The sequence below is a fragment of the Bacteroidales bacterium genome (genome assembly GCA_016709865.1).
GTDB lineage: Bacteria > Bacteroidota > Bacteroidia > Bacteroidales > VadinHA17 > LD21.
Map to the genome: position 1 here is coordinate 539,013 of JADJLX010000005.1, position 19,920 is coordinate 558,932.

At 40.3% G+C, this 19,920-nt stretch carries 16 protein-coding genes; 8 read left to right on the plus strand and 8 right to left on the minus strand.

The genetic code is table 11. From position 1 onward, the window contains the following. Positions 1 to 9: 9 nt before the first annotated feature. From IPJ16_10915 to IPJ16_10950, 8 genes are all read left to right on the plus strand, one after another. Positions 10 to 1,287: a 4Fe-4S binding protein gene (locus IPJ16_10915; protein ID MBK7627681.1), complete on the plus strand. Its 1,278-nt coding sequence runs from the start codon at positions 10 to 12 to the stop codon at positions 1,285 to 1,287. Then, positions 1,277 to 2,971 (plus strand): PQQ-binding-like beta-propeller repeat protein, encoded by a 1,695-nt coding sequence (locus IPJ16_10920; protein ID MBK7627682.1) that lies wholly within the window; start codon positions 1,277 to 1,279, stop codon positions 2,969 to 2,971. The genes IPJ16_10915 and IPJ16_10920 overlap by 11 nt, the downstream gene beginning before the upstream one ends. After that, complete coding sequence (locus IPJ16_10925; GenBank protein MBK7627683.1) at positions 2,971 to 5,382, plus strand: NAD(P)H-dependent oxidoreductase subunit E; 2,412 nt, start codon at positions 2,971 to 2,973, stop codon at positions 5,380 to 5,382. The genes IPJ16_10920 and IPJ16_10925 overlap by 1 nt, the downstream gene beginning before the upstream one ends. Next, positions 5,369 to 6,427, plus strand: coding sequence for a (2Fe-2S)-binding protein (locus tag IPJ16_10930; GenBank protein ID MBK7627684.1), 1,059 nt, complete (start codon positions 5,369 to 5,371; stop codon positions 6,425 to 6,427). The genes IPJ16_10925 and IPJ16_10930 overlap by 14 nt, the downstream gene beginning before the upstream one ends. Positions 6,428 to 6,613: 186 nt before the next feature. Further along, positions 6,614 to 7,690, plus strand: a complete 1,077-nt coding sequence (locus tag IPJ16_10935) for a PQQ-binding-like beta-propeller repeat protein (protein ID MBK7627685.1) — start codon at positions 6,614 to 6,616, stop codon at positions 7,688 to 7,690. Positions 7,691 to 7,813: 123 nt separating this feature from the next. Then, entirely contained in the window at positions 7,814 to 9,106 is a 1,293-nt protein-coding gene (locus tag IPJ16_10940) for a glycosyltransferase family 4 protein (protein ID MBK7627686.1), read from the plus strand. Positions 9,107 to 9,164: 58 nt separating this feature from the next. Next, complete coding sequence (locus IPJ16_10945; protein MBK7627687.1) at positions 9,165 to 9,827, plus strand: ABC transporter ATP-binding protein; 663 nt, start codon at positions 9,165 to 9,167, stop codon at positions 9,825 to 9,827. Between the two features lies 1 nt (position 9,828). After that, positions 9,829 to 13,095, plus strand: coding sequence for an FtsX-like permease family protein (locus tag IPJ16_10950; GenBank protein ID MBK7627688.1), 3,267 nt, complete (start codon positions 9,829 to 9,831; stop codon positions 13,093 to 13,095). On the opposite strand, the gene IPJ16_10955 is transcribed toward IPJ16_10950, so the two are convergent. From IPJ16_10955 to rhaT, 8 genes are all read right to left on the minus strand, one after another. Next, positions 13,096 to 13,767 (minus strand): DUF2490 domain-containing protein, encoded by a 672-nt coding sequence (locus IPJ16_10955; GenBank protein MBK7627689.1) that lies wholly within the window; start codon positions 13,765 to 13,767, stop codon positions 13,096 to 13,098. Then, a complete protein-coding gene (locus tag IPJ16_10960; protein ID MBK7627690.1) occupies positions 13,757 to 14,452 on the minus strand; it encodes a DUF4956 domain-containing protein in 696 nt (231 codons plus the stop codon). The genes IPJ16_10955 and IPJ16_10960 overlap by 11 nt, the downstream gene beginning before the upstream one ends. Then, positions 14,424 to 15,209, minus strand: coding sequence for a polyphosphate polymerase domain-containing protein (locus IPJ16_10965; GenBank protein ID MBK7627691.1), 786 nt, complete (start codon positions 15,207 to 15,209; stop codon positions 14,424 to 14,426). The genes IPJ16_10960 and IPJ16_10965 overlap by 29 nt, the downstream gene beginning before the upstream one ends. A gap of 28 nt (positions 15,210 to 15,237) precedes the next feature. Further along, positions 15,238 to 15,753 (minus strand): lamin tail domain-containing protein, encoded by a 516-nt coding sequence (locus tag IPJ16_10970; protein MBK7627692.1) that lies wholly within the window; start codon positions 15,751 to 15,753, stop codon positions 15,238 to 15,240. Positions 15,754 to 15,755: 2 nt separating this feature from the next. Next, positions 15,756 to 17,117, minus strand: coding sequence for a carbohydrate kinase (locus tag IPJ16_10975; GenBank protein MBK7627693.1), 1,362 nt, complete (start codon positions 17,115 to 17,117; stop codon positions 15,756 to 15,758). Between the two features lie 62 nt (positions 17,118 to 17,179). Continuing rightward, a complete protein-coding gene (locus tag IPJ16_10980; protein MBK7627694.1) occupies positions 17,180 to 18,445 on the minus strand; it encodes an L-rhamnose isomerase in 1,266 nt (421 codons plus the stop codon). A gap of 55 nt (positions 18,446 to 18,500) precedes the next feature. Then, on the minus strand, positions 18,501 to 18,821 hold the full coding sequence (gene rhaM / locus IPJ16_10985; protein ID MBK7627695.1) for an L-rhamnose mutarotase: 321 nt from the start codon (positions 18,819 to 18,821) through the stop codon (positions 18,501 to 18,503). A 3-nt stretch (positions 18,822 to 18,824) separates the two neighbouring features. Next, on the minus strand, positions 18,825 to 19,853 hold the full coding sequence (gene rhaT / locus IPJ16_10990) for an L-rhamnose/proton symporter RhaT (protein MBK7627696.1): 1,029 nt from the start codon (positions 19,851 to 19,853) through the stop codon (positions 18,825 to 18,827). Positions 19,854 to 19,920 lie beyond the last annotated feature (67 nt).

Consider the following 19,920-nt stretch of genomic DNA (forward strand, 5'->3'; position numbering starts at 1 on the left):
TAAGCAAAAGTGAAAAAAGCTCTTCCGTATATTATATTGGTCCTGTTATTGTGCTGGCACGCAGTTATGTTTGCGCAGGACAGGTTTCCTCGACCTGAATTTGAAACAGATTATGTTTATCCTGAGCATCAGATGCCAACACAAAGGGCTCCCTTCTGGCAATACATAGATCTGGCAGTACTAATTGGTGCTCTGATTGTTACAACATGGCTTGCGCTAAAAAAGCGGTCAAGGCAGGGCTTACTGTGGATGTCGGTATTTTCATTGGCTTACTTTGGGTTCTACAGGCAGGGCTGCATTTGTTCAGTCGGATCAGTTCAGAATGTCTCCCTGGCGCTTTTCAATGATGGATATACTATTCCACTAACCGCGCTGCTGTTTTTTATAATACCGCTTGTCTTCGCGCTTCTTTTTGGAAGGGTTTTCTGTGCCGGGGTGTGTCCGCTTGGAGCTATCCAGGAGCTGACAGGTTTTGCGCCTGTTAAACTTCCGAAGACTGTTGATGTTGTTCTTGCATCCGTTCCCTTTGTATACCTGGCGCTTGCTGTTCTTTTCTCTGCCACAAACAGCACCTTTCTGATCTGCAGGTACGATCCCTTTGTAGGGATATTCAGGCTCGATGCCCCATATACAATGATAATATTCGGTGTGCTTCTTCTGCTTGCCGGGATATTTGTAAACAGACCATATTGCAGATACTTATGTCCGTATGGTGTTCTGCTGAATATCTTTTCACGATTTGCAGGCAAGCATCTGACAATAACTCCGGCTGAATGTACAAATTGCAGATTATGTGAGGCTTCATGTCCTTATGATGCAATTTTACCTTCAAATACAGAACAGGTTTCAGAAGCTCCTGAGAGATCAAGAAAGCGGTTCATCCTCTATTTTCTTTTCATCCCGCTGTTTGCAATTGCAGGAGGGTATCTGTTTAAAAACCTGGCTCCTGCCCTTTCAGGTGTAAACAGCACTGTAAGACTTGCCAGAGAGATCAGGTTTGAAAAGGAATCAGGAATTGAAGCAGTAACAAAATCTGCTCTTGCCTTTAAAGAAGCAGGTCAGACTGAAGCTGATTTGTTCGCACAGGAAGAGTTTATCATTAACAGATTCAGAAAGGCATCACCCTGGGCGGGAATATTCCTTGGAATTGCACTTGGCATAGGTATGGTGTCTCTCTCAATAAGGCGTCGCAGAACTGAATATAAACCCGATCAGGGAAAGTGTTACAGTTGCGGAAAGTGTTTTAAATATTGTCCTATTAAAGTAAAAAGTAGTAATGAAGTTTAATCTTACTGATAAAGATATCAGCGTACTTAAAGTAGTTAGCCAGATAGCTGGCGCATTTACAGTCATTGTGGCATTAACTATGCTTTTTAGCCTTATTCAGTTAAAAACAATTAATCCGCTTGACAGTCCGGCTTTGCTATCAGTTAAAGAACAATTCGATAAGGATCCTGCAAACGCTGCAAAGGCAGAACAGGTAAGAGCAATGGATCTTATGGCCCGTAAAGCTTACTTTTCATCAAGGTGGCAGGTTGAAACAGGTTCATACCTTCTACTTGCCGGGGCCTTGATATTTATCCTGAGCCAGAGACTTATTGCCGATAATCAAAAAATATCACCGGTTTTTCCAGGTGCAAAACAGGACCTGTTGACAAAACAGGAAAAAAACAGAAAATATCTGATTGCAGCTGCTTCAATCATTGCTGTGACAGCTATTGCATCTTCATTTCTGCTGAGGGGAGACCTTCCCGATACTTCCGGTCAGGCAGTTGCAGGAGCGTCAGGAGAAGCAAAGAGCAATGCCAAGGTACCGGAACCTGATAAGACAAATTATCCAGCATTCAGAGGTCAGGATGGTCGTGGAATAGCCGGAGGATCAGGCTATTCTACCGAATGGAATGGGGCCGAAGGCAAAAATATAGAATGGAAAACGGAGATCCCGAAAGATGGACAGAGTTCCCCGGCAATATGGGAAGATAAGGTTTTCATAACAGGTGCTGAAGGAAAAGAGTGTGAGGTGTATTGTATAGACAAGAAGACCGGAGATTTGCTATGGACCGGACATGTTTCCAATATTCCCGGAGAGCCTGATGTATCGCCTGAAACAGATCAGGATGTCGGACTTGCCGCATCAACAGTTGCTGTAAATGATAAGGTAGTCTGTGCCGTATTTGCAAACGGAAACCTGGCCTCTTTTAATCACGACGGAAAGCTGATGTGGTCGAAAAACATTGGACTTCCAGAGAATGTTTACGGCTATTCATCTTCTCTCATGATGTACGAAAATACACTGCTTGTCCAGTTCGACAGCAATGAAAAGATTTCTCTTATGGCATTTGATGCAGAATCAGGTGAACTTAAATGGGAAACTATCAGGCAGGGACGTCCGGTGTGGTCTTCGCCGGTAATAGCATATTTTGGAGGAAAACCTCAGCTTGTAATCAACGGTAATCCTAATGTTTCAAGCTATGATGTTGTTACAGGAACAGAGTTATGGTCAATAGAATGCCTGACAGGTGATGTTGCACCTTCACTTGCAGTAAACACTACAATGGTCTATTCTGTAACTGATTATGCAAAGTTATCGGCTATTAAAGGCGGAGCCGGAGCATCAATAGTATGGGAGGATAACACCTTCACTCCTGATGTTTCCAGTCCGGTTGCAAGCGACAAGTATCTATTTGTCGCTACCGGGAACGGAGATATTGCCTGCTACAACGCTGAGAAGGGAGACACTCTCTGGGCAAGATATTTTACCGATCAGTTCTATGCTTCCCCTATTATTGCAGATGATATGTTATACCTGCTCGACAGGAGCGGCGTAATGCATATACTTGAAGCAGGACCTGAATATAAAATTATTTCAGAGGCACCTCTTGGAGAAAGAGCAGATTGCACACCTGCCTTTTCAGATAAGAAGATCTTCATAAGAGGAAAGAAAAATCTTTATTGCATTGCTAAGAACTGATGACAGAAGAAAAAAATATAGCGGCTAAGGAGTGCGACTGTAATCCAACATCAGTTGCAGAGATCTGTGCAGTGGTAGATGAAGTTATAGCTGTCACTGGCGGAGGAAAAGAGAAGGTTATTGAGATACTGCAGGAGGTTCAGAAAAGGTTAAACTATCTACCGTCTGAGGCTCTTAAGCATATCTGCAGCGTTACAGAGATTACACCCGGACAGATCTCGGGAGTATCTACTTTTTACTCTCAGTTCCGTCATCTGCCTGTCGGAAAGCATACTGTTAAGATTTGTTCCGGGACTGCCTGTCATGTAAAGGGCGCACCTCTGATCTCGGAAGCTTTTAAGAGGGTACTCCAGATCACAGACACTGTAAATGCCTCACCGGATAATCTCTTTTCTATTGAAGAGGTTGCCTGTCTGGGTTGCTGCACTCTGGCTCCTGTTGTACAGATCGATGAGAAGACATATGGTCACGTGAAGCCTACACAGGCTGATGAAATTATAAAGGATTTTCTTCATTCAGGAAACAAAAACCTGAAATCAATCTCGGAGGAAATAATTGAGGATATTGATGCGGAAGTCAGGATAGGTATTGGCTCATGTTGTGTTGCCGGAGGAAGCAAGGAGATTCTTACACAGATCCTGGATGTAAAAGAAAAGTATAATCTCAATATCAGACTGAAATCGGTTGGTTGTGTCGGTGTCTGTAATCAGACTCCCCTGATGGAGATTGTAAACAATGATAGCAACCATTCGAGGTATACAAATGTAAAAAAACAACAGGTTGAGGAAATCCTCCTTAAACATATAAAGCCCAGGTCTTTAAACAAAAGAATAAAGCATAATATTAACGATCTTGTTGATACATTTCTTTCTGAAGACAAGCTCTTCAGTCAGATAAATGTTCCCGTTGCACAGAGAGAAAAATACCTCAATAATTTTCTGAATTACCAGATTCATATTGCAACTATAAACAGCGGATCTTTATCGCCTGATTCTTATGATGAGTACTCTAAATCAGGCGGGTTCGCCGCTTTGAGAAAATGTATTGATCAGATGGATCAGGAGTCTATTGTTAAATTAATAACAGACAGCGGATTGAGGGGAAGAGGCGGTGCCGGTTTCCCGACAGGGAAAAAGTGGGCTATCTCACGACTAACTAAAGGTGAGCATAAGTATGTGGTCTGTAATGGCGATGAAGGTGATCCCGGGGCTTTCATGGACAGGATGCTTCTTGAATCTTTCCCCTACAGGGTTATTGAAGGGATGATGATAGCTGCCTTTGCAACAGGCGCTAATGAAGGTATATTCTACATCAGGGCAGAATACCCTCTGGCTGTATCAAGAGTCAGGGCGGCCCTTAAAAAGTGCTATGAGAACGGAATACTTGGTGATAGTGTCTGTGGAAGTGCTTTTTCATTCAATATTACAATATTTGAAGGCGCCGGAGCATTCGTCTGCGGTGAAGAGACTGCACTGATAGCCTCTTTGGAGGGAAAAAGAGGCACTCCTCATTTGCGGCCTCCCTACCCTGTTGTTAAAGGATTCAGGGATTTGCCAACACTGGTAAATAATGTTGAGACACTCTCACTTGTTCCATGGATTATTAATAACGGTTCAGAGGCTTTCAGTTCAATCGGAACTGAGAAAAGTAAAGGCACAAAGGTATTTGCGCTGGCAGGAAAAATCTCAAAGGGCGGACTTATTGAAGTACCGATGGGCATTACCATCAGACAGATTGTGGAAAGTATCGGCGACGGTGTTGCGCCGGGAAGGACTTTTAAAGCGGTTCAGATTGGTGGTCCGTCAGGAGGATGTATTCCTGCAAGTGAAGCTGATACTTCAGTTGATTATGAAGAACTTACCAAAATGGGTGCGATGATGGGCTCCGGAGGAATGGTTGTTCTTGATGATACAGATTGCATGGTGGACATGGCAAAATATTTCCTCACATTTACTCATAAACAGTCATGCGGAAAATGTACTTTCTGCCGGATCGGAACGAAACAAATGCTCGATATCCTTACGAAACTTAGCGAGGGTAAAGCAGTGCTTGCCGATATTGATGAGCTTGAAAAACTTTGCAAATCTGTTAAAGATGGCAGTCTCTGCGGACTTGGTAAGACCTCTCCAAATCCTGTTCTGACCGGATTAAGATATTTCAGGGAGGAGTATGAAGAGCATACAAAAGGTATTTGCAGAGCAAACAGATGTCAGGCTTTGATTAAATATAATATAAATGACAAGTGTACAGGATGTACTAAATGTTCGCAGGATTGTCCGGTAAACGCAATACCATTCAAACCTTATGAGAGACATGAGATAGACCAGTTATTGTGCACTAAATGTGATAACTGCAGAATAGTTTGTCCTGAAAATGCAATTGAAATCATAAACACCAATGCTAAAAGTTAAGATCGATAATACAGAGCTGGAAGCTCCGGAAGGGTCAACTATTCTGGATATTGCCACAGGTGCAGGTTTCAGTATACCCACCATGTGTCATAAGAAAGGTATACCCCACTATTCATCCTGCATGGTTTGCATGGTTAAGGACAAGAGATCGGGCAATTTCGTACCATCATGTTCTGCTCTTGTTCAGGATGGAATGGACCTTGATGTTTCTGGTGAAGATGTGATTGCTCTGCGTAAAAAATCAGTGGAACTTCTGCTTTCAGAGCACAGGGCTGAATGTGAAGCCCCATGCAGGGTTGTTTGTCCGGCCGGATATAATATCCCCCTGATGAACAGATTGCTTGCCGCAAACGATTATGCCGGGGTTGTAGAATTGGTTGCTTCGGAAATAAAATCAGGAGAGATAAAGTGCATTGACTGTGCTGCATATTGCGAGAATGCCTGCAGAAGAAAGAAGATTGATATTCCTGTTTCTATACGGAATATGAAACTGTTTATATCGAAGCAACTTAATGATTCCAACAAGGTTGCTGACGCCTCAGATCAGGTTACCGAAGGAAAACAGCCTAAGCCTTTTGCCTCCAGAATAGGTAAACTGGAGCCTTCTGAACAGCTGGAATGGCTGAAAGAGTGCATAGGAGAAATTGTAAGATACAGGGATATCCCTGATTTCAAATCTGCTTCATCCGAATCTGAAAGCTGCATGCATTGCGACTGCCGTGCTGCAAATGACTGCAGGTTAAGGGAGCTTGGTGAAGCATTTTCAATTAAAGATCCGAAAGGAAAAATTGTCAACTCCCCTATTGTTAAGAAGATAAATCATAAAACCGGCCTGGTTTTTGAGAATGCCAAGTGTATTAAATGCGGATTGTGTGTAAGGCTCTGTGAAGATTCGAATGATGAACCGGCGCTCTGCTTTATCCACCGGGGTTTTGTGAGTATAATTTCAGAACCGCTTACTGAAGATTTTGATAACATACTGAAAACAAAGAGTCAGGCAGTAATTGATATCTGTCCGACCGGAGCGTTAAGTAAATTCAAGTAAAAGGTAAAAGTGAAAAGGTCAAAAGTTAAAAGTTAAAAAAGAATAATGAAATTTTCACCAAAAAACAGTGATACAAAGGCTGATAGAGAGATTCTCTCTAATGATATTTCCTTGGTGCATCTTAGTGCCTTAGTGCTTTGGTGTCGAAAGAAAATTTTTTGCATTTTGCTTTTTTCATTTTGCTTTTTGCAATATTCATTTACCCAAACCGGTGACACTGACTGGCCACTGTTCAGAGGCAAAGCTGATCTTTCAGGAAGATTCGATTCAGAGCTTCCAGCTGCGCCATCACTGCTGTGGAGTGTTACTACAGGCGCGAGAACAAAATCATCCCCTGTAATAAGTGATGGAACAATCTTTTTCGGAAACGACAAAGGCACTCTGACAGCCTTATTTTCTGATGGGAAAATAAAGTGGCAATATGAAGCTGGAAACCTTATTGAAGCAGCTCCTCTTGTATTTGGAAATAAAGTAATTGTAGGATTGAATAATGGTAAACTGATAGCAGTCGATAAGATTACCGGCAAACTAATCTGGACATACACAACAGACAATCAGATTTCAGGATCGGCAAATGTGTGGGTTTCAGGGAGTAAAGCTGGGATTGTTGTCGGAAGTTACGATTACTATCTGCACTGTATTGATCCAAGAACAGGCAAGCAATTATGGAAAATTGAGACAAACAATTATGTGAATGGCACACCTTCTATCCAGGATGGTAAGATTGTTTTTGGCGGGTGTGATGGAGTAATCAGAGGTGTGGACCCGCTGACAGGCAGTCAGACAGACACAGTTGATGTCGGAGTATATATTGCAGCCTCTCCTTCGCTTGCGGGTGATATGGCTTATTTTGGCGATTATGAGGGAACAGTATTCGGGCTTAATATCCGTACTAGAAAGATTGTATGGGAAATCCCCGGTACTGCAGAGTCCGGTTCTGTTTTAGCTGTTCCTGCTGTCGGAAATAATTTTGTTGTAATAGGCAATGAGGATAAATATCTTTACTGTTACAATGCTTTAACAGGTAAATTAATCTGGAAATACCGAACAAACGGGCGTATTGTGGGTTCTGCAGTTGTGACAAAAACAAAAGTTCTTTTTACGAGTATGGATGGAACTGTAAATATTCTTGGATTGACTGACGGAAAGAAGCTATGGAGTTTTAATTCAGGTACATCCATTGCCAGCTCGCCTGCAGTAATTAAGGGTAAGTTTTATATCCTTACTGAAGACGGAAGATTATTGGCATTTGGTGAAAAGTAAAATTTTTACTCTGTGTAACTCTGTGCCTCCTCTGTGTAACTCTGTGTCAGTTCTTAAAACTTTTATTACACAGAGGAAATCCTGAGGAGACACAGAGAACCACAGAGAAGAAATAATTAATCTATGAAAATAGTTTATTTGATTACAGGTTCGGGAGGCTCATTTTATTGCGGGAATTGTTACCGCGATATGATATATCTCCGGGCAATCAGAAAGGTGCCAGGGATTCAGGCCTCAGCTATTCCTTTATATCTTCCGCCTGAAGATGATGTAGTTGAATCAGGCATGGACAAGAATGTCTTTTTCGGTGCTATCTCAATGTACCTCAGGGAAAAAGTACCATTCCTGAAGAATATGCCTGTTTTCTTTGATAAAATAGTTGATTCCGGTCCGATGTTACGCATGGCGGCCAAACGTGCCGGCACCACAAGTTCTGAAGGTCTGGAGGATATGACCCTGAATATGATTAAAGGTGAAAATGCCTTTCCAGAAAAAGAGCTTCAGCGACTTGTTGACTATCTCTGCAGGGATGGTAAACCTGATGTCATTCATCTTTCAAATGCATTAATAATTGGCCTTGCCAGACAGCTAAAAAGAAAAATCGATGTTAAAATTGTCTGTTCACTTCTTAATGAGGATGACTGGACAATTGAGATGGCTGAACCATATCAGTCAAAAGCATGGAGCCTGATCGCAAGAGAAGCGCCAAATGTGGATGCTTTCCTGACTCCAAGCGAGTATTACAAGAAGTTCTTTATCTCAAAAACAGGAATAGAAGATCGCCGTTTTTATGTTGTTCCGCTTGGACTGGATCCTGATCATGATATCCTGAGTGTTGTGAAAAAGGATAACTGGCCTGCAATCGGATACTTCTGCAGAATAAACGCCCATAATGGTTTTGATAAACTGGTGGATGCATTTATTAAACTGAAGTTGCAGGATACACTACCAGGACTTACACTTCATGTCTCGGGTGGTTATACAGGGGTTGACAAATCCTTTATTGCTGAACAGATCAGAAAAGTTAAGGAAGCAGGACTTAAAAGTTTTATCAGGATCTATCCTGAATTTCATGGAAACAGTAAGCAACAGTTCTTCAGTAACATCGACATAATGAGTGTGCCTGTGCGTAAATATGACGGATATGGTTTGTATCTGCTTGAGGCAAATGCAGCGGGAGTACCGGTTGTTCAGCCCGCTACAGGGGCATTTCCCGAGATTGTTGCTAAAACCGGCGGAGGGATCACCTACTCCGTTGATGATATTGACGGATTAACAGAGGCACTTAGCAATATGCTTAATGATAAGGTTCTTATGGCGGAACTTGGCGCTAAGGGCAAAGAAAAAGTACTCAAGGAACTTTCTCTTGAAAAAATGTCTGCCAACCTTTCCATTGTTTATAAAGGACTCCAATAATTTTATTAAACTGTTCTTCCTTGGCGCCTTAGTGCCTTGGTGGCAAAAAATGTTCAATATGCTTTCAATTAAAAATATATCAAAATCATTCACACAACGCGGACAGGTTCTTAATGACCTTTCACTCGAAGTGAATGAGGGTGAGTCAATTGCGATAATGGGCCCATCAGGATCGGGAAAGTCAACTCTTCTGAATATTCTGGGCTTACTCGATAAGCCTGATGCAGGGGAAATCCTTTTTAAAGGTTCATCCATAGCCCAATTCACTGATGATGAATCAGCTGCCTACAGGAACAAAAATATTGGATTTGTATTTCAGGATCATCTCCTGCTGCCCCATCTTACAGTTAAGGAAAATATATTTCTTCCCCTGCTGGCCTCAAAATACTCTTCTTCAGAACTGTCAGCCAGAGAAGAAGTTATATTTAAGCTAATGGAGAAAACAGGAATATCTGATCTGAAAGACAAGTATCCTTCGAATATTTCAGGCGGTGAGGCTCAAAGAGTGGCAGTGGTACGATCTCTGGCTAATAATCCCTTAATCCTTCTTGCTGACGAACCAACAGGCTCACTTGACAGCCGTAATGCTGAGAATCTGGGTGATATGCTTCTTAAAATGAACAGGGAAACTGGAATAACTCTGATACTTGCAACACATTCAGAGGAGCTTGCTAAGAAAATGTCAAGAGTATTCAGACTTGAGGATGGTAAACTGCAATAATATGATACCAGGAAACTTCAGGATTCTGATAAGTTCACTTAAGTTCTATCGTAAACCGGCTCTTTACCAGGTGCTCATAATTGCATTGCTGTCTGCAGTTATAACAGGATCTCTTCTTACCGGAAAATCTGTGAGAACCAGCCTGAAAAAATCAGCCTCTGAGCGTCTTGGGAACACGGGATTAGTAATAAGTTCAGGTATCAGGTTTTTTGATAGTCAGCTTGTTGGCAGGATTGATTCAATTGCGGGTATCAGTTGTACAGGTTTGCTTGAGCTAGATGGTTTTAGTCAGAGTATAACCAGTCAGAAAGGTGCATTTAACACCCATATTTATGGAATAGGTAATGACTTTTTTCAGTTTCATGGTAATCCTTCATTTAATCTCAAACAAGGCGAAGCGATAATTAACAGAAGACTTGCCGATCATCTTGAATTAAAGCCAGGTGATGACATAATAATCAGGTATAATGAGTTAAGTGATATTCCTGCAGATGCTCCTTTTGCCCCTGCAGCAGATGAGAGTAAATCAGTAGTTATGAAAATCGGTGCTATACTGGAGCCAGATCAATACGGTAATTTTTCACTGATGATCAGCCAGATTACTCCAATGAACATTTTTATTAATCTTGCTGATCTTCAGATCGTTTCAGATACATCGCCGAAAATTAACAGGTTACTTATTGATAAGAAGGCAGGCATTTCTTCGACAGAAGCATTTGACCTTCTGAAAAAGTCATTAAAGCCATCTGATGCCGGATTAAGAATCAGATCTATTGCAAAAACAGATGAACAGGAGTTGATATCTGACAGAGTTTTTATTGACTTGCCGGTAATTTCCGGAATAAGTAATCTGATTCCAACATCTTCTCCTGTAATAACATATCTTGCCAACAGAATAAAATCAGCTTCAGGCTCTTCACCATATTCCTTTGTATCGGCGATTCCATCTTCAATCTATCCTGAGATTGTTTCCGGCAATGAAATAATTATTAATAACTGGCTTGCAGAAGACCTGAAAGTAAAACCAGGAGAATCAATTCAGCTTTACTGGTATGCCCCCGATTCTCTCAACAAGCTTGTTGAAAAGAATGAAGTGTTTGTTGTCAGTAAGATTGCGAAAAGTGAAGGTATCTGGGCCGATTCGCTTCTGATGCCCGATTTCCCGGGGATTGCCGGAAGTGAGTCCTGCTCATCATGGGATGCAGGCGTACCAATCAAAATGGATGAGATCCGCGACAAGGACGAAGAATACTGGACCCTTTACAAAGGGAGGCCCAAAGCGTTTATCAGTTATGAAAAAGGAAGGGAGATCTGGGGCAGTAATTTTGGACCTGCCACCTCAATACGTATACCGTCAGGTATTACAACAGATGAAATTGAAGCGAAACTGGATGGTGCTCTTGATCCGGCTATCCTTGGATTTTCAGTTGAAGACATTGCAGGAGAATCGGTTAAAGCTGCCGATGAAAGCGTAGATTTCGGAACCCTTTTTCTCAGCCTTGGATTTTTCCTGATTGTTGCTTCAATCGTCCTCTTATCTTTTGCAGTTTCCTACTATTTTGAAACTAAAAGAGGAGCAATAAATACTTATTTTGCTCTTGGCTTCAAAAACAAGTGGATTGAGAGGCTCCTGTTTAATGAATCAACATTAATTGGTGCCTTTGGTTGTTTCATTGGCGCCCTGGCAGGGTATCTCGTAAACATCTTAATTACAGGTGCTTTGAATTCAGTCTGGCAGGGAGCGGTACAAACCAATACGCTGTCGGCATCCTTTGATTTGATGCCAATTCTGATTGGTTTCATCGTTACAATGCTGGTCATGAGCCTGTTTATGTGGTTAAAAACCAGGAATTACCTGAAAAGCCTTAATCGCAGGGAAAAGGATTTGCACAAGTTTGCTTCTCCGGGTCAGAATCTGATTTATCTTATAGTTACTGGTATCTTAACTGTTTCACTGTTTTCTGTTTCCCTGATATTTAGTGACAACAATACTGCTTTTAGTTTTGGAGCAGGGACCCTTCTGCTGGTCACCTTTATTTTGTTTTGGCGGCAGCTTTATATCAGACGAAGTAAAGAAAGTCATACAGGTTTAAGAACCGGAAAAAGTATATCACGTCTCTACTATTCATTTTATCCGTCACATGCTGTTACTCCAATCCTGTTTATTGCTGCCGGCATCTTTGCAGTATTCATAACAGGTGTCAACAGGATGGATTTTGATGAGAAGCTGCTTAAAAGATCAGCAGGTACCGGCGGTTATCTTTTATGGTGCGAGAGTAACATCCCGCTTACGGCGGATCCGTCAACTCAAAAAGGAAGGGTTGACCTTGGGCTTGATGATGATTCCCTCTCAGCCATGACAATTACAACAATTAAAAGATCTTCTGGCAACGATGCAAGCTGTTTAAATCTTAATCATATTACCTCTCCCCCCTTGCTTGGCATTGACCCGGATGAGTTTATTTCAAGGGAATCATTCTCATTTGCGAAGGTAATTAAAGGTAAAAATGTTGTTAATCCATGGACTTATCTTAACCTTAATTCGGGTGCATCAACTATTTATGGTATTGCAGATCAGACAGTTCTTGACTGGGGACTAAAATTAAGTATTGGTGATACACTTATTTTAAGAGCCGAGACCGGACAACGACTGAATATAATAATAGCTGCCGGATTGAAATCCTCAATTTTTCAGGGTTATGTGATTATCAGCAAGGAGAATTTCAGCAAATACTTTCCTTCAGTATCAGGTACATCAATAATGCTTGTAGATGGTGATAAGGCTAGAACTGATCTTTACAAAAGTACCCTTAATGAGAGACTGTCAAACTACGGACTGAATACAGAGCCAACTCCCGAAAGGTTAAAATCTTTTTATGCTGTTACAAATACATATTTAGCAGTATTTGGGGTATTTGGAGCTTTTGGTATGATCACCGGTGTTGCTGGTCTTGGATTTGTACTATTAAGGAACTATAACCGGCGCAAACGGGAATTTGCTCTGATGCTTGCGACAGGCTTCACGGTACAGAAAATCCGCAAAACCATCCTTTCTGAACAGGTATTGATTCTTTCTGCCGGAGTGGTATCAGGAGCATTATCTGCAATTGTAGCCACTCTCCCATCTCTCATGGGTGGTCAGGACATACCCTGGATCTACCTTATGAGTATGATTCTGGTGGTTATGTTAACCGGATTTCTGGCGATCTGGTTTTCCGTTAAACAGGTCACCGGTGCTGAACTTATTTCTTCACTTAAAAAGGAATAGCTAAAACTTAACATTGTATGTAACAGAAATAATGTTGATATCTGACTTTCTCGGTATAAAATCGCGTTGAAAAATATACCCGAGTTCAACCGAATGTTTTTTTGCAATCTTATATTCAAATCCAGCTGAAATTCTTTCCTTTCCTAAAAATCTGTCAGAATTTTCAAACATTGGGCTGAATGATTCAAAGCTCAGGTATGGGTTCACAGGAAACTTTGGAATGTTGTACTCACACTTTAGTCTGATTCTTCCTGTAAAATCAGGCGTTTTATCATCACCTGGTTCAAAGTAGGTCCTGATTTGTGTCTGGAGCCTCAGTCTGACAGACAGAGTAAAATCTGCAATTGGAAGAGTTCCCCTGATATCCGACATAAATTTATGGCGCAGATGAAACAGGTCATCATCTTCTATAGTATTTATAAGTCTGTATGAACCTGCTGCCAGAAAATTTTTATTGAATTTATAGGAAAGGCCACTTTCGATATAGGACTGCTCAATTTTAGCAGCATTGTTGAATGTACGTATCATGGCAGATACATCTGCTTCAAGCTTTTTATTTATGGCAAATTCAGAATTTATTCCATACCATATTCCAAAATCATCATCCTGGCTATAGCCTGATTTACTGATAAATAATAAAAAAAATGACAATAAAATAATCCTACCTCTCACTAAGTTCTTTTTTATGTCCTACCTGTGTGGAAAGATTATCAGTTTTATCTGAAGTTTCAAAATAGATTGTCAGATAGCATACATCCCTTAACAGATCGATTTCACCAATTTCAACACGGTTAATTTTACTAATGCCGGTTCTGAGCTGAAGATCATTTATCAATTCCTGGTGATTTTCAGGTTTGATAAGGTTAATCTTTTCATAAGTAATACTCTTTGCAGAGATATGTTTCATTAACCACTTCTTCTCAAGCCCGTAGGTTATTAATATTATAATCAGGTTAGCAAATAAGATACCCGGAATACTTGTGGCAGTGTCTGAAAGTGAGTTAATTACAGATACTCCTATAATCAGGAACAGGTATGTCATTTCTTTAATTGGCATTGTGGTTGTCCTGTATCGTATAATTCCGAATATTGCGAAAAGTCCCAGTGCAAAACCGACCTGAAGCATAACATTAGCCAGAAGGTAGCAAAGAAGGAAGACAATGCTTGATATAAGTATATAGGTGAACAGGTAGTCTTTCCTTCTAGTAGTTGTGAAGTACAACCATCTTACAATTACAAGAATTACAATGAGGTTTAGGGAAAACCGACCCACAAGTTCAATCAAGTTCGACAGGCTTGATATGTCAGTACCCGCTGATTGTGTGTTTTCAAATGCCACCAGAGCTAATGCTTTCATCTTCAATCTTATTTAGTTTCAGTAATTTAGGTTTAAGTCTGTTTTTACGCAGGGAATCATTTAGTATTGCACTTCCGATACAGTATTTACTGAATCCTGTCGGATGAATACCCATATTCTTCAGGTTATCATTAAACGGAGAGGATGCAGAATGACCCTCCTTTTTCAATTCAGCAATTGCGATATATGGCATTTCAACCCGGTTCCCTGTTTCTATATCTGTAAATGAGAGATCAAAATCAAGGGTGATCCTTTCTATTGTTGCAAAACTGATAAGTGTGGTTCTTGTGAACCGGTTAATAAGAACCGGTTTCAATACAGAAGGATCTACTGAAGAATGTTCTCTTATAAAACTACCGGATATTTCATCAAAGGATTCAGATACACTATTAAAATTCAGCCGGTTCTTAATGGTTCTGTTTTTGTTGGTTTTTGTTTTTACTTCAAGAAATGACTCACCTGTTGATTCATATGTCCTGAAGCGAATCTTGTGTCTTTCAAGATGCCCATTGACATGCTGATAATAAAACAGAAAGTCAGGTGTGTCAAGATATGTGGTTGTATAAAGCTGTGTCTTCAGTTTTTCAATTTCAAGGACTTTGTATTTGCCATTCAGATTATTTATCAGATCGGCAAGCTTGTTAATTGAAAAAACATACTTCGTATCTGTGCGGTTCATAAATCTCACACAATCCATTGCAGCTAATCTTACTGGTTTTAGTTTTACTAAAGAATTAAATATCAGTTCGTTGCGCATAGGATTTGATCACCCTTTTAAATAAATGTTACTTAGTTGAGCTATTTGTTGCGTTATAAGTCGGATTTTGCCATCTGAATGAACCGGTCCCGTCAGGAACTCTGGAATAAGATAATTCAGCTGTCTGGGCAGGATATGATATTTCATCTATAACCGACAGATCAGGATTTGACAAAACCAGTTCCTCTCCGCCTGACGATAGTTTGAAATTTGCGTGCAATCCGGCCTGAGTAGTATCTTTATCAGCCCATATAACAAGATATCCCTTACTTTTAATTACAGTTCCTGGCGGTATCTTCCATTTTGATGTTTTGGTGTCATTATCAGATAGATAATAACCAGAAATATCTATGTCTGCCAAAGTAAGGTTGTATAGTTCAAACCAGTCATCATATTCACCATTCTGATCAGCAACAATGGTTGAGTTTACTGCCATAAGTTCATTAATAACGATATTTTTAATCACCGGATCTTTTTCTTTCTCACATGAGAAGTTTACAGTGGCAATAATGAGTATCAGAATAGATATCTTGTAAATTCTCATAATTAATTTCCGGTATGTGAGAGAGAAGTAAGGCCGAGATTCAAATCAGGTTTTGTACCTGAAATTATCAGAGCAGCTCCAAGTGCAGATGCATTTGAGATCTCGGAAGTATATACTAATTTAGACTTATATGCTTCAGCAATAAGATTGAGAAAAAGGACATTTTTAGAGAAGCCACCTGTAATATAAATTGTTGTAATATCGTCATTTTCAGGTATTACCAGGTTAATTGAATCAATAGTAAGATCGCACAACTCGTTCATTAGCTGGTGGTATGCTTCCTCAAAGGTTGAAAACTCATACATGTCAATATATTCCCTGAGTTCCCTGTAATAAAGGCCTGACTGGAAAAAATTCTTCTTAGTGCCATACTTTAATTTCAAACGGGAAGACAGTTTTATGTCTGCAACAACTTTTTTATAGTAATCATCAGGCTTACTGAAGTGTTCAGCAATACGTTTTGAAGCGGTCTCGTGAAGAAATCCCAGGAATATGCGTGAGGACTTAACAGGTTGCATAGTAATACTCATATAGCATAGGCAATCCTTATCAAGTTGTTCTGCTGTAAGTATTTCAGTATTAAATGGATTCATATTTATACACCAGGTACCTGTTGACAAAAGCAGAAATTTTCCCTTGCTCCCAAGAAAATATGGAGCAAGTGATGCAGAACTATCATGAATGCCTATACCGACTTGTAATTGCTTACCTCCTATCTCTACCTGATTCAAAGTATCCACCGGAACAGGTTCAGGCAGGTTTAGTTCCTGATTTCTCACCCAGCTGTGGTAATTCATATTATCAAAGTCCCAGAGAGCAGTATGACATCCTATTGATGTATGCTCGGAGTAGATCTTGCCAGTGATTGTATATGATAGATATTGCGGGAAATGAAGTATGTGTCTGACTTTTGAAAAGACTTCTGGTTTGTTCTTTTTAAGCCATAGCACCTGCATTCCTGAATTTAGCATTCCGAGTGCAGGCGACGCAGTCTTTCTGCAAAACTCATCCCTGCCACCATTCCTTTTATACAATCCTTCAGGGATCTTTTCTTCAATCGGTTTCAGATAGTTATAAACCGGTGTAAGCCTTTTCCCGTTTTCATCAAGATAGACTAATGTAGCACCGTATGTGGTGAAATTGACAGCTTTAAGGCTATACTTGTCAGACTTCACAAGAACAGCCAGAGAATCTTTAATCCACTTTTCAATGTGTTCAATATCATCACATTCAAAACCGTCATCGTCTAAGATCACAGGAAATTTCTGCTCAGATTCAGAAACAACCCTGAGTTCCTCATTAAAAAGGATTAACTTTTTATTTGTTTTGCCAATATCGAATATGGCAATAACTGTCTCTTTCATTTTTTATTTCCTTGCCCCCAAACCCCCTAAAGGGGGCTTTATTTTGTAAAACTTTAATATCTCTAACGTTTTCTTAAAACTTCTTTTTCGTATTTTGAAATTTCGTCAATATAATCCTGTCCTACAGGTATTTTGTTTATTAAGCAGTAATAATCATACACTGCACCAAAAGGCTTTGACTTGAGCATCTCAAGCAATGCCAGCCTTTCAAAATTCTTACCCTGTTCTTCGAACTTTACAAGGGTTTTTGTTGGTTCGAGCAGGGCATACATAAATGCCATTTGTGCCGAACGGGTACCAATAACATAAGCACCAATACGGTTAAGGCTGGCATCAAAATAATCGAGACCGATATTAACTCTGCCGAGAGCTTTGCAGCGTACTATTTCGTTAGCAATTAAAAGTAACTCCTCATTAAATGTAAGAACATGGTCACTGTCCCAGCGAACACCCCTGGTCAAATGAAGCAAGATCTCATCAACAAAATGAAGGATTGAAGAGATCTTATCTCCAACCTGTTCAGTAGGATGGAAATGGCCATTATCGAGCGTTATCATTGTATTGTTTTTTATCGCATAGCCTACATAGAAATCGTGTGAGCCAACAACCATCGATTCTGAGCCAATGCCAAAAAGTTTACTCTCAACAGAGTCTTTGAGGTATTTCTTAGGATATTTAACTGCAAATATTTCGTCAAGTGATTTCTTGAGCTGTTTGCGAAGTGTATTCCTGTCAACAGGTGTATCTTTCGAACCGTCCGGGATCCAGATATTGTGAACAGTCGGTGTTCCGAGCTGCTTGCCCATTTCTGCACCTATTGCCCTGCAGCGTTTTGTATGTTCAACCCAGAATTTTCTGATCTTTTCATCTTTACTTGAAAGAGTATAACCATCATCTGCTTTTGGATGCGAGAAGCAGGTACAGTTGAAATCAAGACCCATTTTTCTTTTCCTGGCCCAGTTGATCCAGCCCTGAAAATGTTTTACTTCGATCTGATCACGATCTACAAGTTTTCCTCCAAACTCACCATATATTGCATGCAGATTCAATCGTTGCTTTCCGGGCAGAAGCGACATTGCCTTATCAAGGTCAGCTCTCATCTGTTCAATGTTTTTAGCTTTCCCCGGGAAATTACCTGTGGCCTGGATTCCTCCGCCACCCAGAACTGAATCAGGCTTCTCATATCCGCCAACATCGTCAGTCTGCCAGCAATGTAAACTGATAGTTATTTTATCCAATTCAGCAATAACCTGGTCTGTATCCACTCCCAGTTCTGCATATTGCTCTTTTGCCAGTTTATAGGCCTTTTCGATAACCTCTTTTTTCATATATCTTGTATTTAAGTAGTACCTAATAACTTAATAACCCAATAACCTTATAACTTTATTCCATATAAAACACCTGCTCCAGTGGAATTGTTACAGGCGAATTATCAGGATTAGTTTCCATTATATCTGCCATATATTTCCACCATTTTTTAACAATCTCAGTATTGCCGAGATCCTGTGATGAGCTTTCTCCTGACTGTTCCTGGTAAGCGAAGAGTGTATTGCTCTCCTCATCAAGAAATATAGAGTAATTGCCAATACCCTCATTTTTAAGGAGTTTTACAAGTTCCGGCCAGATCTCACTATGCCTCTTCCTGTATTCTTCCTTGAAGCCCGGAAGCATCTTCATCTTAAAACCAAATCTTTTCGTTTCCATATTCTATCCGAGTTTAACAACAAACGTTGAAAGTATAAGAATCAGGATTCCAACAAGCAGTACAATTATTGTTTTTTTCTTAACACCCTTCCATTCATTTAGAAATATGCCCCAGATATTGCTGATTGCAATATTAAGAGCCATTAATATGCTCCAGCCAAATACTGCCATTCCTTCCGGAAGCTTGCTTGATCCCATTCCGAAAAAATGAAATTGCAGAAACCACAGGAAACCAGCTAGAAATGTAAAGAAAAGGTTGTTGAGAAGTACACTTCCGGAAACTGTGTAATAATCTTTGTATGTTTTATTCTTTATATTCAGGTATCCGCAATATATAAGATTAGTTACAAATCCTCCGAACAGAATGAAGATCAGCGATGGGTTCTTCTGAAAAAGAGGATTTGTTCCATGAGCCAGTGCAGCAGCCTCAATCGGTTTTCCTGATTCGAAGCCAAAATTAAAGCAGGCACTCATGATCCCTGCAAATATTGCAATAAAAATACCCTTCTTAAGAGCAAACTCCTTTACTGCGGCGCGTTTCTCCTCTTCAGTCATTTCACTGCTTTTCAGCGAACCTGCATAACCAATGACTGCAATTCCTGCAATTGTAATTGAAACGCCAACGATGGTCAGAATACCTGCTGTGGACGAGAAAAGGTTGTCGCCGGCAATAATTGGCGGTATTAAAGTACCGAAAGCAGCACACAGACCAAGAGCAATGCTTTGACCTAGTGCAACTCCCAGATATCTGATACTCAGACCAAAAGTCAATCCTCCGAATCCCCATAAAGCACCAAAAAACATTGCCATCAGTTTTGCTGACGAGGGAGCTTCATTAATAATAGGCATTAATTCTCCCTTTGGTACAAATATGAAAGCAAAGAGAACCGGAGCAATTAACCATGCTGCAACACCCTGTGTTATCCAGTATGATTCCCATGCCCATGATTTGACCTTTTTGAATGGCACATAGAAACTTGCAGCACCAATGCTTCCCAGTGCAATCAATAAAATACCTGTAATTGGATTCATGAAAATTTCATTATTTTAAGTGAACTGCAATTTATAAACTTTCAGGAATGAAATTGACATTTGCTAA